The sequence below is a fragment of the Ignisphaera sp. genome (genome assembly GCA_038735125.1).
Taxonomy (GTDB): domain Archaea; phylum Thermoproteota; class Thermoprotei_A; order Sulfolobales; family Ignisphaeraceae; genus Ignisphaera.
In genome coordinates, this window is record JAVYNU010000004.1 from 106331 (window position 1) to 121923 (window position 15593).

A 15593-nucleotide genomic window follows, 5' to 3' on the forward strand; every position below is an offset into this window, starting at 1 on the left:
TTAGTATGGTGAAAACTTTTGAGTAGTGTAAGAAGAGATGCTTATGCGATTAGCATAACACCTGATCTAGCGCTAGAATCAGGTTACACATATGCGGGTGGTCTAGGGGTTTTAGAGGGAGACAAGTTTTATGCTGCTGGAAAAATGGGGATAAGATATGTTGTTCTAACGCTTCTCTATAAGAATGGTTATGTGGACTACGAATTCGACCCTGATGGCACTCCAAAGCCAAAGCCCCAGCCACAGCCCCAAGAATTTCTCATCATGCTAAAACCTGGCGACAAGTTTACGATAAAATTGAGAAACAATGATGTAACTGTAGAGGCCCTAGAGTACACATATGGAACTGCAAAAACAGTTTTCTTCAATGTTGTCAATCCTCCTTGGGCCAGTAAAATAGTTGATAGGATATACATTGAAGACTCTACAGAAGAAAAGTTCTACAAATACACATTATTAGCAAAGGCCGCGGCAGAGTACATCAGAAGAAACATTGGATTGGAGGACATAGCATATATAGATCTTCAAGAAGCGTACACAGCTTTGCTACCCCTCCAGCTTAGAATCCCTGGAAAATATAGAATGGTTATACACACTGCTGGTATATGGGGACACCCATCGTTTCCAAGAGATATGCTCTCACTAGAATACGAATATAGATTCATAGAGTCAGAGGTATACTTAACTGAAATAGGTCTTGCCGTCGCGGAACAGGCATTTGCAGTATCAGCTAAGCACTATGATGTGCTTCTTAAAATATTTCCACACTTTAGTGACAAGCTTAGCTATATAACGAATGGTGTAAACATTGATAGGTGGATGCATGAAGAGCTTAAGAAACTCTACTCTGCAACAACAATAAGTCTAGACGCGCTTGTAAAAATTAAAGAAAAGATTAAGAGCAACTTCGAGGCATTTCTCCAGCAATATAAAAAAGATGTAACAATAGACGACAAATTTGTTGTTATTTGGGCTAGGAGGATAACAGAATACAAAAGACCTTGGATGGCTATAAAACTTGTCAGAGAACTCAAAGATATGCCAATACTCTTCGTACTTGGGGGAAAAGCCCATCCCTATGATTATGTAGGACTTGAATACATGAAACTGTTTAAGAAGCTACACAACGAACTACCAAATGTTGTATACATACACGACTACGACATACAGAAGGCAAGAACAGTTCTATCATCTGGAGATCTACTGTTGTTTACGCCGTTCTCAGGACTTGAGGCATGTGGCACAAGCTTTATGAAAGCAGCCATAAACGCTGTTCCAACCCTTGCCTCAAGAGATGGTGGAGCACTGGAATTTATCGTTGATAATGTTAATGGATGGCTTTTTGGTGAAGATTTGAGAGAACCTATAGATGTTTATAGTGTTAAAGCTGGCGAAATAAATGAGAAAGAATATGCAGAGTTAAAGGCATTGCTTATAAAGATATTCAATCTATACAAAGATAATCCAGAACGATATTACAGCATCTCTTTCTCGGCGTTTAGATCATTTGTAACTAGAGCAAGTATGCAAAGGGTGTTAAAAGAATATTACCCAGATCTTGTAAAAGCACCTATAATCTAATTTCCTAGCATTGCCCTAGGTTTTAAACATCTTTAACTATTCTCAAATATTCTTCGAATCCCTATTTTTGGAAAAGCTGTAACAGCACCTCGCTTAAGGCATTGAAAACCTGCTATAACGTTTGATGGCTTTACAGATGCTTCAATATCTACATTTTCAAGAGTGCAAAATGTCATAAATACGGCTGTCCATGCATTTCTTACACCAGTTGTATCAATAGGGCTCTATCTTCATAGCCTCTTTTACATATCTCACCTTTTCTCATTTTACATACGCTTCTTGAGCTCCAAGTCTTATAGCAATTATTTCAACATATTCATATTTATCTAACAACTTTTCAGCGTCTTCTCTGATCCAATCATCTACATATCTATATGCATTCTCACCCATATACCTAAACCTGGTTAACCAAATAACGTGGTTAAAGCCCTTCATCTCAAAATCTAGTTCATCAAAATTTATTGTTACATACAATTACATCTTAAAGCTAAAAGAAGTTAAATTTAAAAATCTGTGTCGAGCTCTAGGTGCTGGCGATTTATATGTTAAGAATGCCCATAGTTTTTGTAGCTCCTGAAACAACCCCTGGAAGCTATACTGGTGCATTGGGTGGGCCTCCACTTATAAAAGAGTGGATTGAAAAAGAAAAAAGTAAGATCTTGTATAAGCTTTATTCGTCCCTTCCCCATATAGACTTTGTGCATTATACAGTTACCACAGTTGAGGAGGCTAGGAAAGTTGTTGAGATTGAAAAAGGGTCTATAGGTTTTGTTGTTATCTTATTGCATACATGGTCTAGGGGTGCCACAAGGGTTTTTATAGAAAGTGGAAAACCAGTAATACTTATTGCTGAAAGCTATGGTGGTGGAGGGGAATTTCTAATTGAATTTGGGAGGGCGTTAAGCGAGGGTAGAAGAGTTGTAGGAGTCTCTATAAGGGATTTAGCCGATGATATAGTGGTTGATAAGGTGAGGCTTCTAGAGACTTTGTATAGACTTGCAAGCACTAAGATAATTTTCATATTGGCTGATGGTCAAAAATTTGAATATATTAGAAGGGTTTTAAAAGAGTCTTTCAATATAGAAGCAATATACCTAGATGGAAGAGAATTTGCAGAGAAATATTACAAGGTAGTTGATGAGAATGAGGCTCGTAAGTGGGCTAATGAGTGGATCTCAAATGCCTCTAAGGTTTTTGAAGATCACCTTGAGGATATATTGAAAGCCGCCAAACTGTACCTAGCCATGAAGAAGGCTCTGCAAGACTATAATGCCATCGCCATAGCTGTTGATTGTATAAACCTCTTCGATAAGAAGGTGTTAGATGCGTGGCCATGCCTTGGATTCATGCAACTTTGGCTAGACGGATATGTTCCTGTTTGTGAAGCTGACCCCCATTCAGCAATAGCACTTCTTATAGGGTGGTATCTTGCCGGTAGACCTGGGTTTGTATCAGATCCTGTGATAGATTATACTAAGAACGAGATCATATACTACCATTGCTATAGCCCTATAAATCCATTTGGAGGAAACAAGAAGGTTCCATACATCATAACACCAGCTCACTTAGGATTAAAAAGGGCATCAATATACGTAGAGCTTCCAGTAGATGAGGAAATAATAGCTGTGCAGATATGGCCCGAACAAAAAACCATTGCAATTCATAGAGGTAAGGCTATAGGCAACGAATATGGGATACATGCATGCGCTACAAAACTTGTTGCAAAGGTGAATGCCAAGGTTCTTGCAAGAAATTGGAGGTGGAGCTGGCATAGAGTGGTATTCTATGGCAATCTAGCAGAGAATCTAAAGGATTTCGCAACTTTGATAGGATTTCATGTCCGTGAAGAGGATGTGGAATAGTTTAGCATTGAAATAAACCAAATTTTTATTAATTACTGTGCCTGTTCTACAAATGGGATTATGTAGGGACCTTCTGGAATAGCAATTATCTTCTCACATGGAGTTAATCTACATGCAATTTCCATAGCCTCTTCAGGTGCTGATGATGGTATAAGATTCATTTCTTCTAATACACTATGACTAATGTTTCTTGTTACAACAATAACTTTATTCTTTAGAAGAACTTGTACTAGTTTCTGAACCTCCCACTGATCTCTTAAAGGCTCGTTCCTCTCTATATATTCTAAAATCTTTTGTGGATCTTTACTTACAGAAGCTAAGTCCCTGAAATGTTCATGACCAACACCATCTACACATTCTGATAACATTATTATAACGCCTCCTCTTTTTGTGACTCTAGATGCTGTCACCATACCCTTTACAGCTTGGTATAGATCTCTATCTAGAGGATAACCACCATTTGTAACTATAGTTAAATCTGCTTCAAATGGAGCTTCAATTTTAACATATTTATCAAGTTCTTTAACACCGTATTCATGCGCTTTAAATGGATCTCCTGCAACAACATCAAATACCCTCTTTTCTTTATCTAGAAGGACGTGAACAATAAACTTATAGCTTCTAACACGTTTTGCAGCATCAATCATATCTTCGTGAACCGGATTCCCATCTAAATATCCATAATCTGCTTTCGGGTGGCTCAACATCTTATATCCATGATTTTGATAAACAGTTTTTGTTGCTGAGACACCAGGTAAAATAAGTTTCCTACCACCACTATACCCAGCAAAGAAGTGGGGCTCTATAAGACCTATACCAATAGTTAAATCTGATTCAACAACATCTTTATTAACCAGCACATCAGTTCCATAAACAGTTTTTCCAAGGTAAACCATATGTTCTTCATCATCGGAATTGTGACTATATACATTGAACTCCTTTGCAATAACCTCGCCAACCAACTCTATTATCTCATCTCTTCTATGTGGTTTATGAAGGCCTGTAGCAACAATTATATTAATGCTATCCCTTCTAATCCCCACCTCATCCAAAACCTTTAGAATCTGTTCTAGCAATAACCTATTTGGCGTTGCCCTAGTCTTATCTGTTATCAATATTGTTACCAGCCTAGACCTTAATGCTAGAACTCTAAGTGGTGAAGAATCTACAGGATTCTCTAATCTATTTCTAATTATCCTCCTTACCTCTTCTTCATTCAAACCTCTAGGAGCTTTGGAATATAAAACATGTGTTTTATGCGGTAAGTCAATCTCTATATATTTTCTACCATACGGAAAAAACACTTTCATAAAAATTCACTCAGGCAAAACCTTGTCTGGATTGAGGATATTATTTGGATCTAATAAATTCTTTATGCTTCTCATAGTCTCTATCCATATATCTCCAAGTATCTTTCTAACATACTTTCTCCTAATGTGTCCTATGCCATGCTCACCTGTTATAGTTCCTCCAAGAAGCAACGCTGCATCGTAAATTTCATCAACTATTCTCTCTAACAATTCTTTGCTAAATCCATTATATCTCATTACATGGACATGTATATTGCCATCACCTATATGTCCATACATTGGAAGCCAAATGCCATACCTCTTTTCAATGTCTATAACGTTTTCAACAAATCTATCTATAACCCCTATAGGAACAGTTGTGTCTAGTATATCAAATGTCTCATCTTTTAGCGATGAGAATATCTCGCTTCTAATCTTTAGTAGGTTCTTTTGCTCATCATCTCTTTGTGCAACAAAAGGCTCTGAAGCCCCCTCTTCTCTTATAAGTTTATCTATATTTTCTATCTCTACGTAAAGCATATCCTCTAAAGCCTCCGCCAATATAATCATTAAAAAGTAGTCGCCCTCTTTGACGGGCCAAGCAGTACCTAAATACCTTGCCGAAGTTTCTATAACTCTTCTATCAAAATATTCAAGAGCTAACGGTGTTATCCCCTCAAACAACATCCTTTTAGCTGCTCTAAAAGCCTCTACCCTACTCCTAAATGGTATAACAATTGTGGCTGTGTAATGCCACTTTGGATAGAGTCTTAGATAAGCCCTTGTAATTATCCCTAAAATACCTTCAGAGCCTATGAAAAGATGTGCTAGGTTATAGCCCATGTTATTCTTAATTGTCTTTCCACCTAGTCTAAGAATAGCTCCATTGGGGAGCACAACTTCTAATCCAAGAACATAGCTTCTCATAACACCTGTTCTCACAGCTCTTGAACCACCTGCATTGCAAGCTATTAGACCCCCTATGCTAGCACCTTCATCACCTGGGTGAGCAGGAAACATAAGATTGTATTTTTCTGCCTCTTCAATTAATTTTCCAAGTGTTACCCCAGCCTCTGCATCTGCGACCATGTTCTCAACATCTATAACAAGTCTATCCATTCTCTCAAGAGATAACACAATACCTGGTTTTGTGGGTATTGCTCCACCTACGAGTCCTGTTCCTCCACCTCTAACATAGATAGGAACTTTATATCTATTAGCTATTTTTACAATTTCGGAAACCTCATCTGCAGTACTAGGCTTAACAACTACAACATCTCTGATAGGTTCTGGTCTAACACCATATGCTGTTTCATCATATAAATACCTTTCAATTGCCTTAGCTTCTGTAACAACCCATTGAGATCCCACAACACTTTTTAAGTCTTGAACAACAGAATTAAAGTCCTTAAGCAACTGTTTCACCACTTCTCAATTTCTTCAATACATTTAAAAGGTTTTGAGCAATATAGTAGATATCCCCCACGACAAATAAATCGCTATACTTTGCTATTGGAGCGCTTGCATCAATATTTACAGCTATAACATATTTAGAATCTTTCATACCTGCTATATGTTGAGGGGCTCCAGAAATTCCAAATGCTATATAGATTTTTGGCTTTACAATATTTCCACTAAAACCAACCTGCCTATCTCTCTCCATCCAACCAGTATCAACTAATGGTTTACTGCATGCAAGTTGCGCATTAAGCTCTTTAGCTAAATCCTCAAAAAGCTTTATATCTTCCTTACTCTTAACACCTCTTCCAATAGAGACTATGATTTCTGCTTCCGATAGTCTAACCCTTTTCTCTTTAGCTATACCCAAAACCTTAATCTTATTAGAGGTCTCAAAACATCCTTCAGATTTATCTAAAGATCTTTTCTCAATCTCGCCACCTTTACTACTATCAGCTTTTGGAATTTGAAAAACGCCAGGTCTTATAGTTGCTATCACAGGATTTGTCAATGTCTTGATATGCGCAATTATATTGCCTGTAAAAGCTGGTCTAACCTGAACAATGTCATTTGAATCATCAACATATATATCAAGACAGTCAGCTGTAATACCGGTTCTAATATTAGCTGCAACTCTAGGCGCCAAGCTTCTCCCCCATGGCGTTGCAGGAAATAGGACGAGCTTTGGTTTTATATAGTTGATAGCGTCGATAATTATGCATTTATGTATCAAAGGATTGGATATCTCATTTTCATTAACTTGGTACAAAAGAACTTTGTCTGCTCCATACATTATCAAATCTTTTGCATATTTCTCAGCATCATCAGATTTAGAGACTATTGCCACTGCTGAGACAGCTCCACCAAGTTTTGAAACAACTTCTCTAGCTTTTCCAAGTAACTCAAAAGAGGTTTTTGAGATGCCTCTACCATAGTTTTCAGCATATATAAGCACTCCTTTCCATGACATTAGATAACACCTAATTCTCTCAAAGTCTTGATTATTGCGGTTATACCCTCATCTCCTTTAACTATCCTCGGATTCCTGCCTTTTTCAAGAGCATAATAAGCTTTCACAACTCTTGTTGGAGAACCTGAAAGCCCAAATCTATTTACATCAGCTACATCGTTTAAATGGTCAGCACTCCACACTTCTATCTTTGCCTTTCTAGCTTTCAAAACATCGCTTAATCTAGGTATTGATGGCTCTATAAATTCTCCAAGAAATGTAATCGGACGAGATAATGCTATTAAAGCTGGTAACCCAACCTCAACCCTATAATAAGCATCGCCAAAATCAGACTCAACAACAATTCTATCATTTTTAACATCTACTATACCAGTAACAAAAGATATGTGTGGAATACCTAGAAACTCTGCAACCTCTGGCCCAACATGAGCTGTATCTCCATCAACAGACTTCTCACCACATAGAATAATGTTAAAAAATCCAAGCTTTCTAATAGCAGAGGCAAGCGCATATGATGTAGCTAAAGTATCTGCACCAGCAAATCTTCTGTCACTTAACAAAATAGCTCTATCAACACCCCTTGCAATAGCATCTCGAAGAGCTGTTTCCGCATGAGGAGGAGCCATAGAGATGGATGTTATGGTACCTCCAAACATCTTCTTAATTCTTTTAGCAACCTCTATAGCATATAAATCAAATGGATTTATTTCTAATGTTGTTGACGCTCTATCAACAGCGCCTCTCTCAACATCAAATTTAGCTTTTGTGATATCTGGAGTAGGCTTGATCAGCACTATAATATTCATTTTTTAAGACCTACACTATAGTAAATAACCTCGTTAATAAATTTTACATAGTTGTTTTTTGTTGTGGTTTTTGTTGGGGGTGGTGTGGCTGGTTAAAAACTGTATTTGGTTTAATCAAGAAATATTCTTAGCTAAAATGCTTCGCCATCTCCTCATTACCAGGCATTCTAAGAATGGCGTCTATAACATCATTAACTTGCTGAATACTCTTTGTTCTAACATCAACTATCAGCCAATTGAATATTTAGCAAAGCCGTGGATTAGATTATGTCTCCAATCAATAATATCCATAAGCTAAATGTCAACTCTATTCCGTAGATCCTTATTAATTAGTATGTCCATAGCTATTCTGCTAGACCGAACAGCACCTTCAGCACCGATAAACGCTGTCTTAATTCTTTCCAATTAACTCTCCTAAGAATCGTACCAAAAGTTAAATTAGTACTATTAAACTGGCTATCTAAGATGTTATGTTTTTAAATACGTGGTTTTGGTTAGGCTTGCTACAGAGGTGTAGGTGATAGGAATTTGAATTTAGCTGATGCTGAGAGAAGGGTTTTTGATTTAATAGCGTCCTCTATTCTAAGAGTTGTAGATGTAAGTAAATGGGTTTATGGCGATAGAGAAATACAATTGCCATTCTATATCGAGACAGTACCTAGTAGAATTCATGTGTTTAAAACAAAGATTGAAGTACCTCAAACAAGGTTTAGCTGGTTTATGAAGTTTGTTATAAGTGGAAATGCTAGGGTTAGAGTTGATGGAGAGAGCTATGCAGGGATTGATGAGGCTCACACATACATTTCACTACTTCCTGGCACTCATGATATAGAGTTGATAGACTCTCCAAGAACTCTTTTTGGCTTACATGGATGGTCATTAACATTTCAAAAGGCGTTTCTAGTTGAAGTTGCTTGGGATGTTATGAAAACTGGGCTCAGGATTCTTGAGCTAATAAGACTTATTGAAAGCCTGCCTCAGAATAGCAATGTTAGAGAAAGTCTCCAAAATCTCTTATTCAATATAACATCTCTTCTAAGGCTAAACCCATCCTTAAGACAAATAACAATAGCTCTATCTTTGCTATACGAATCTAGTTTACAACCAATATATTTTAGAAGAAATGATTTGAGGCAGCCCTACGGAGATTATGCATGGCTTTCTAATGTATATGGAATAGGGGTTTTGAAGGGGTATCTAAATGATTTACCAGAGCAAAATATAGAGAAGGTTCTCGAGGAAGTTAATAGAATTAATAGTGAGTTAGAGAAGGGATTAGATGATCTCAGAAAAAGATACCCAAAAATCGGAACAATTCACATTATGGGTCATAGCCACATCGACGCTGCTTGGCTATGGCCTAGAAATGAAACTGTCGAGAAGGTTTTAAGAACATTCTCAACTATAGTAAGGCTCGCAAACGAATATGAATTTAGCTTCGTTCAGAGCTCTGCTCAATACTATAAATGGGTTGAGGAAATAGATAGAGGGTTGTTTGAAAAGATAAAAAGCTTAGTTAATAGTGGTAAATGGGTTATTGTCGGGGGTATGTGGATAGAGAGCGACACAAATCTAATTGATGGAGAGTCGCTCGCAAGACAGTTTCTATATGGTCAACGATATTTCTTAGAAAGGTTTGGTAGAATAGCTAAAATTGGTTGGATACCAGACAGCTTTGGGTTTTCAGGTAATCTCCCACAGATTATGAGGAAGAGTGGTATAGAGGTTTTCATTACACATAAAGTTATGTGGAACGACACAAACGAGTTTCCCTACCATTCATTCATATGGAGAGGTATTGATGGAACAGAGATACTTGTACAAATACTCATAACAAGCTACAATGAGACTATGACGCCCACATCAATTTACAGATACTGGGAAAGGTATAAACAGAAAGATACAATACCATTTACAGTGTATTCCTATGGATATGGAGATGGTGGTGGTGGGCCAACAAGAGAGATGATGGAATATATAGAGCTCGTTAATAAGCTTCCCTATATACCATTTGTTAAACATTTCAATGAGAGAGAGTACGTAGAGAATGTAAAGAAGACCAAGGATTTAATGCCTATTTGGAGTGGCGAACTTTATGTAGAGATTCACAGAGGTACATATACAACAAACATAGCTGTTAAAAACGCTATGGCTGAAGCTGAAAAGGCGTTAAAAGAAGCTGAAACACTATCAACTATAGCAAATATACTTTCTGGCCACCACATTAATAAAAGAATGGATTCTCTATGGCATCTCCTTCTATTTAATCAATTCCACGACATAATACCTGGCTCATCAATAAAAGAGGTTTATGATGATGCTGTGACTGATTTGAGAAAAGTAGTCGAAGAGTCGTATACTATATCATATAATGCTATAGGAAGTGTTATAGGCAAAAATAAGAAGGGAAAGGTTCTTGCAATAGCTAGTGTAGTTCCATGGAAATTTAGATCCGTTATTAAGATACCAAAGGGCTTTGGAATACCAACTAATGTGGAATGCCAAGAAGATGGAGATGGATATTACCTACTTGTCGAAACCATGCCGATGGGCATCAAATCTCATCGACTTGAAGAAAACATTTGTAGAAGTGGAGATGGCGCTAGGGTTTTTGAGGCAAATGGAATATATCTAGAAAATGAAGCATTAATTATTAAAATTAATGAAAAAGGTGATATAGAATCTATTAAAATTAAAGAAGGAGATATCGAGCTATTGAGAGAGCCAGCAAAGCTTGTTGTACATATTGACAAACCTGGAAGATTCGATGCTTGGGACGTTACAAGCGACTTTCTGCAACATGGAATCGAAATGAATATAGTTGAAAAACCAAAGATTGTGCTCAAAGGACCGTTAAAAGCTTGTGTAGAAGTTTCAAAGACTTTCGAAAACTCTAAGATAAGACAAAGAATATGTTTATATAAAGGACTTCCATACATAGTAATCGAAAATGATGTTAACTGGAGAGATAAGGGTGTTATGGTTAAACATTGGTTTAAAACAGTTGCAAAAGCCTTGAAGGCTGACTACGATATTCCATTTGGTGTTGTAGAGAGATCAACAAAAATGGAGTCGAACCGGGAGAAAGCAAAATTCGAAGTACCGGCTGTTAGATGGGCTGATATATCAGATGGTGAAAAAGGACTTGCCATAATAGCTCCATCAAGACATGGATATTCTGCTACAGGTAGCGACATAGCTTTAACTATAATTAGATCACCTCTATTTCCAAATCCATGGAGTGATATAGGAGACTACAACATAACATACTACATATATCCGCATAGAGGGGATTACCAACAGGCTGAGGTGCCTAAAATAGTCCAGGAAGTTATGTTTAGACCTTTGGCTAGAATCATCGATGGAGAAGAAACTGAGGAGAGCATACTATCTATAGACCCTCCAAAAGCAATTATATCAGCATTTAAACCTGCATATGATGGAAACGGGTATATACTAAGACTTTACAATCCATATAGAGACGAGGTAAAGGTAAAAATAAACCTGAGGTTCAAGGCACTTCAAATTACTGAAACAGATTTAGTAGAGCTTAGCAATCTAAATGAGCTAGGCAAGGACATCCCTGAGATAGAATGTAGGATAAAGCCATTCGAAATAAAGACACTTAGAATAATACAATGAATTGTATAACATCTCAAATTTTCCATAGAGTGATGCAAAAGTTTTTATAGATTAATTTTATTTATGTGAATGGTATCTGCATGGCTAGCACGAGCAAAGTCGTTATATTATTGGCTATTGTAAATGCTTTGCTCATGTTCATATCAGGCTTAACCTATCCATTAATACCCCTATACCTAGTTGGGCATAGAGGTTACTCCGCCTTTGTTTCAGGTGTTATAGCATCTCTATCATCTTTTATAAGCTTTGCTTTCAGTGTTGTATGGGGATATATTCTGAATAGGTTTAGGGGTAGAGAGGTATTTTTCTCTGGATTTGGAGGACTAATAACAGCAATATTCTTCAGCTTAGCATCTATTTCTACTAAAGATGTTTTACTTTTATCCATCTTCTTTTCTCTTACAGGTATTGGAACTTCGTGCACATTAGTTTCATCAACAACTTTGGTATCGTTAATCAGCTCAAGTAAAGATATTGGTAAGAGTATGGGAATCTTCTGGGCAGCAGGCTCATTAGGCTGGGCTACTCCATTAACCTTCTCTGGATATTTCTTGAATAGATTTGGAATTGAATCTATATTCTACATCGCTGTATTTGCATCTTTGCTAATAACCCCAGTATCGATTGCTTTAAACAAATATGTTAAAGATTTTAAAAAGCTGGTTAGTATCAAATATTTCAATGGTGCTAAGAAAAGGTCTTTTACGTTTTTAGGAAATAGGCTTTATCTATTGTTTTTCATCTCCACAATAATTTTTGGTGCTGCTGATGTTGCTAAGAACATCTATGTTCCCCAGTATTATGCCTATGAGGTTGGGCTTGGAGAGACCTGGGCAACACTGCTATTAAGTGTTGCAAGCTGGTTTGAAATCCCAATGCTCATAGCTTTTGGATATATTGTTGATAGATTTGGTTCGAGAAATGTTTATGTTTTTAGCCTAATATCTATGGCTATGTTCATGGCTTTAAATATTTTCATTGTAAAGAATGCCATAACAGCCTTTATTGTCATGGCTTTCTACAGCATTGTTTGGGGCTCTTACGCCTCATCAGCATATGTTTTAGCGGTTGAGTTAGCAAGAAATGAAAAATCAACCTCGCTGGGTTTATTAAATTCTAGCATACCTCTTGCAAGTATTATCTATAATCCTCTTGGAGGCTACATCTCCTCTTCTATGGGCTACAAAGCTAATTTTACATTTCTAAGCCTTTTATCGATAGCATCGTCTGCCACATTCTACTATTACTCTACAGAAAATCGAGGGGCAACTATAAAGTAAAGGTGATAATACATCTTCAACTAATCTTAAGGTAGCTTATTATTAAGAGTATTAAAATATCTTGAATAGTGATATGATGCAAAAATTCATTGAAAGCTTCATAACCTTAAAATCTCTGTCTCTCAAAAATGTCTAAGGCCGATTAAGATGCCGGGCAAATCGATTGCATTAATCGGCTTAGGGATACTTATATTCGTTATTGGATGGTCGCTATTGTTAAATGGTGTTGAGATTAAAACATGTTCAACATATGTTTATGTTCCCAAAGAATTTGTTGGAAGGATGAGTCCTAGATATAGTGAATGGTATTACTGGAGAATCGCTCCAGTTAATCTATCAAACATTGTAATTGAAGCTAGCAAATCATTTAACTACACATTTAGTGTGAATAACACTATTGGCTATATATACATAGAAATTGTTGGAAAGCCCAAAACCGAAAATTATGAAGGTTATGTAGCAATTCTAAATGCCTCAAATAATCAGACTGTCGTTTATTCTTCGTTAAGTCCACAGCAATCAATTTCTGGTAGAGGGCTAAATACAACACTTTTCTACCAAAATCCCTTAGAGCCTGGACTCTACAAACTTGCTCTAAGCTTTAATACAGATGTCAATATATCGAAGCTTTTGGTATACGGTCCCAGCTCAAAAGAAGTTGAGATACAAGCAATAGAAATAACCCTTGCACCATCCTCCGAATCATCTTATGAACAAATAAAAATAGATTACATATGTGGTGTTAGCTTCACCCAAGCTATAGCATCTTCAACAGCTGTTGGAGTAGGTATTTCAATGATTGTAGCTGGGGCTTTTATAGAATCTGCAAAAATACCCAGAATAGGCTTTGGCAAAACATCTCAGCTTAAACCCAAGAAAAAGTCTGGAAAGAAGAGATAAGGTGTTTTCTATTGTTAAACTAGTTTTTCTTGGTGTTGGGGGCTGGATTTCAGACCCCCTCCTCGGCTACACATCGTTTGCAGTGTTCAATTCGAGGGGTGACTGGATTCTTGTGGAGGCTGGTGAGGGGGTGTACAGATCCATGAGAGAATGCGGCTTGAGGTTGGATAGCAGTTTCAAGGGGGTTTTGATATCACATAGACATGGGGATCACATCCTTGGTGTTCCAACAATTCTTCAGATGACTAGGCACATGGGCATTGAAAGGATATCTATAGTGTCTATAGATGATGTTGTGAAGGCTCTTGCAGAGCTTCTAGATGCCTCTGGCTCGTGGAGTGTGGCCCACATAGCAAATTTCATTAGGGTAAATTTCAATGAGAGGTTTGTTCTAGACGGCTTTGAGATAGAGCTTATAGAAGCTGTGCACTCTGTGCCCACAGCATCGATTAAGATTTTGGTTGATGGTAGGTGTATTGTCTATAGCGGGGACACATCATATAATCCAAAGCTGATAGAGTTTGCCAAGGGTTGTGATGTTCTGGTGCATGAGGTGTCTACCTATGGCGATGAGGCTCACAGATATGGGCACAGCACATACAGAGACGCTATAGACGTTGCGATTAGAAGTGGTGTGAAGAGGCTTATCCTCATCCACTTCTACCAGTGGCCCCAGCCCATAAAAGCCCCTATACATGGGGACATAGAGATTTTGGTTTCGCAGCCATGTCAATGCATAGAAATTTAGATTTGTCTGGGCAGAGAAGGGTTGCAAGACTCTGGAGAAAACAAGGAGATTCTATTGTATGCATGGTCTGCGAAAGAAAATGCTCTATACCAGTTGGCAGGACGGGGATCTGCGGATCCTATAAAAATGATGGTGGGACCCTCATACATGTTGGCTATGGGAGGATAAGCGCTGTTGAGAGCAGGCCCATAGAGATCAAACCACTGTTTCACTACTGGCCAAATAGCACAGCACTAACATTTTCCACATGGGGCTGCAACTTCTATTGCCCCTGGTGCCAAAACCACCACCTGAGCTTCAGGCTGCCCAAAGAGGATGACGAGTTTATACCGCTGGAAAAGCTTTTGGAGATGGCTATCAGATTTGGTGACGAGGGTTTTAGCGCAAGTTTCAACGAGCCGACTGTAAACTTCGACTATCTAATTGATTTGGCAGATCTTGCAAGGAAAAGCAATATGTATTTCATGATCGTTACAAACGGCTATCAAACACTTGATGCTGTTGAAAAGCTTGTTGGTGCTGGTGTCGATGGCTGGAGCATAGACATAAAGGGTTGTCCGAAGATGAGAAGAGCTTTGCAGAGCATAGACCACAGCATAGTCTATAGAAATGCGAGAGCTGTTCTAGATCTAGGCGGGCATGTGGAGATGGTTTATCTGGTGGTCACAAACACAAATGATTTTGATGAGTGCATCGATTGGATCATAGATATGCATATAAGCAGGCTGGGAGAGAAGACACCCCTACACATAAACAGGTATTACCCAGCGCACAAATGGAATGAGCCTCCAACGCCAAAGGAAAAGCTTCTCAGTGTGGCTGAAGAGGCTAGGAGGAGCGGAATCGAGTTTATCTATATTGGAAATGTTGGGGATCCAGAGCTAGAGTCGACCAAATGCCCAAGGTGTGGCAAGACCCTGATCTACAGGAGGTGGTATAGGGTCTGGGAGTGGCATCTAGACAGAGATGACGGAAAGTACAAGTGTCCTAGATGCGGATATGAGATACCCATAAAAGGATTGTACATACCATGGAAGAAAACCCTCTTCTAATTATG

General features: G+C 38.0%; 13 protein-coding genes. 7 read left to right on the forward strand and 6 right to left on the reverse strand.

Translation table 11 applies throughout. The features are described from left to right. The first annotated feature begins 18 nt into the window (after positions 1 to 18). A complete protein-coding gene (locus tag QW284_06020) occupies positions 19 to 1581 on the forward strand; it encodes a glycogen/starch/alpha-glucan phosphorylase (GenBank protein ID MEM0339224.1) in 1563 nt (520 codons plus the stop codon). 32 nt (positions 1582 to 1613) lie between these two features. Here QW284_06020 and QW284_06025 read toward each other — a convergent pair whose 3' ends face one another. Together QW284_06025 and QW284_06030 are read right to left on the reverse strand one after the other, a co-directional pair. After that, on the reverse strand, positions 1614 to 1757 hold the full coding sequence (locus QW284_06025; GenBank protein MEM0339225.1) for a hypothetical protein: 144 nt from the start codon (positions 1755 to 1757) through the stop codon (positions 1614 to 1616). An 85-nt stretch (positions 1758 to 1842) separates the two neighbouring features. Further along, positions 1843 to 2016 (reverse strand): hypothetical protein, encoded by a 174-nt coding sequence (locus QW284_06030; GenBank protein ID MEM0339226.1) that lies wholly within the window; start codon positions 2014 to 2016, stop codon positions 1843 to 1845. A 107-nt stretch (positions 2017 to 2123) separates the two neighbouring features. Between QW284_06030 and QW284_06035 the strand changes: the two genes are divergently transcribed. Beyond that, positions 2124 to 3443 (forward strand): hypothetical protein, encoded by a 1320-nt coding sequence (locus QW284_06035; GenBank protein MEM0339227.1) that lies wholly within the window; start codon positions 2124 to 2126, stop codon positions 3441 to 3443. A 32-nt stretch (positions 3444 to 3475) separates the two neighbouring features. On the opposite strand, the gene larA is transcribed toward QW284_06035, so the two are convergent. The 4 genes from larA to QW284_06055 are packed head-to-tail and all read right to left on the reverse strand — an operon-like array spanning position 3476 to position 7966. Continuing rightward, entirely contained in the window at positions 3476 to 4753 is a 1278-nt protein-coding gene (gene larA / locus QW284_06040) for a nickel-dependent lactate racemase (GenBank protein MEM0339228.1), read from the reverse strand. A 6-nt stretch (positions 4754 to 4759) separates the two neighbouring features. Next, on the reverse strand, positions 4760 to 6148 hold the full coding sequence (locus tag QW284_06045; GenBank protein ID MEM0339229.1) for an FAD-binding oxidoreductase: 1389 nt from the start codon (positions 6146 to 6148) through the stop codon (positions 4760 to 4762). Beyond that, positions 6141 to 7160, reverse strand: coding sequence for an electron transfer flavoprotein subunit alpha/FixB family protein (locus QW284_06050; protein ID MEM0339230.1), 1020 nt, complete (start codon positions 7158 to 7160; stop codon positions 6141 to 6143). Before QW284_06050 ends, QW284_06045 begins: the two co-directional genes overlap by 8 nt. Further along, complete coding sequence (locus tag QW284_06055) at positions 7160 to 7966, reverse strand: electron transfer flavoprotein subunit beta/FixA family protein (GenBank protein ID MEM0339231.1); 807 nt, start codon at positions 7964 to 7966, stop codon at positions 7160 to 7162. The genes QW284_06050 and QW284_06055 overlap by 1 nt, the downstream gene beginning before the upstream one ends. 528 nt (positions 7967 to 8494) lie before the next feature. Between QW284_06055 and QW284_06060 the strand changes: the two genes are divergently transcribed. The 5 genes from QW284_06060 to QW284_06080 all read left to right on the forward strand — a co-directional run bounded on the left by QW284_06060 (position 8495) and on the right by QW284_06080 (position 15588). Beyond that, on the forward strand, positions 8495 to 11608 hold the full coding sequence (locus tag QW284_06060) for a glycoside hydrolase family 38 C-terminal domain-containing protein (GenBank protein ID MEM0339232.1): 3114 nt from the start codon (positions 8495 to 8497) through the stop codon (positions 11606 to 11608). An 80-nt stretch (positions 11609 to 11688) separates the two neighbouring features. Then, positions 11689 to 12888 (forward strand): MFS transporter, encoded by a 1200-nt coding sequence (locus tag QW284_06065; protein ID MEM0339233.1) that lies wholly within the window; start codon positions 11689 to 11691, stop codon positions 12886 to 12888. A gap of 147 nt (positions 12889 to 13035) precedes the next feature. Then, on the forward strand, positions 13036 to 13788 hold the full coding sequence (locus QW284_06070) for a hypothetical protein (protein MEM0339234.1): 753 nt from the start codon (positions 13036 to 13038) through the stop codon (positions 13786 to 13788). Between the two features lies 1 nt (position 13789). After that, positions 13790 to 14536, forward strand: coding sequence for an MBL fold metallo-hydrolase (locus QW284_06075; protein ID MEM0339235.1), 747 nt, complete (start codon positions 13790 to 13792; stop codon positions 14534 to 14536). Further along, positions 14515 to 15588 carry a radical SAM protein gene (locus QW284_06080; GenBank protein MEM0339236.1) on the forward strand — a complete coding sequence of 358 codons (1074 nt, stop codon included), beginning with the start codon at positions 14515 to 14517 and terminating at the stop codon, positions 15586 to 15588. The genes QW284_06075 and QW284_06080 overlap by 22 nt, the downstream gene beginning before the upstream one ends. Positions 15589 to 15593: the final 5 nt, after the last annotated feature.

Bases quoted from the DNA above. Each gene is read 5' to 3' on its own strand.
- larA (MEM0339228.1), bottom strand. From the start codon at position 4,753: ATGAAAGTGTTTTTTCCGTATGGTAGAAAATATATAGAGATTGACTTA.
- QW284_06070 (MEM0339234.1), top strand. From the start codon at position 13,036: ATGCCGGGCAAATCGATTGCATTAATCGGCTTAGGGATACTTATATTC.
- QW284_06030 (MEM0339226.1), bottom strand. From the start codon at position 2,016: ATGAAGGGCTTTAACCACGTTATTTGGTTAACCAGGTTTAGGTATATG.
- QW284_06080 (MEM0339236.1), top strand. From the start codon at position 14,515: ATGTCAATGCATAGAAATTTAGATTTGTCTGGGCAGAGAAGGGTTGCA.
- QW284_06035 (MEM0339227.1), top strand. From the start codon at position 2,124: ATGTTAAGAATGCCCATAGTTTTTGTAGCTCCTGAAACAACCCCTGGA.
- QW284_06055 (MEM0339231.1), bottom strand. From the start codon at position 7,966: ATGAATATTATAGTGCTGATCAAGCCTACTCCAGATATCACAAAAGCT.
- QW284_06025 (MEM0339225.1), bottom strand. From the start codon at position 1,757: ATGACATTTTGCACTCTTGAAAATGTAGATATTGAAGCATCTGTAAAG.
- QW284_06050 (MEM0339230.1), bottom strand. From the start codon at position 7,160: ATGTCATGGAAAGGAGTGCTTATATATGCTGAAAACTATGGTAGAGGC.
- QW284_06065 (MEM0339233.1), top strand. From the start codon at position 11,689: ATGGCTAGCACGAGCAAAGTCGTTATATTATTGGCTATTGTAAATGCT.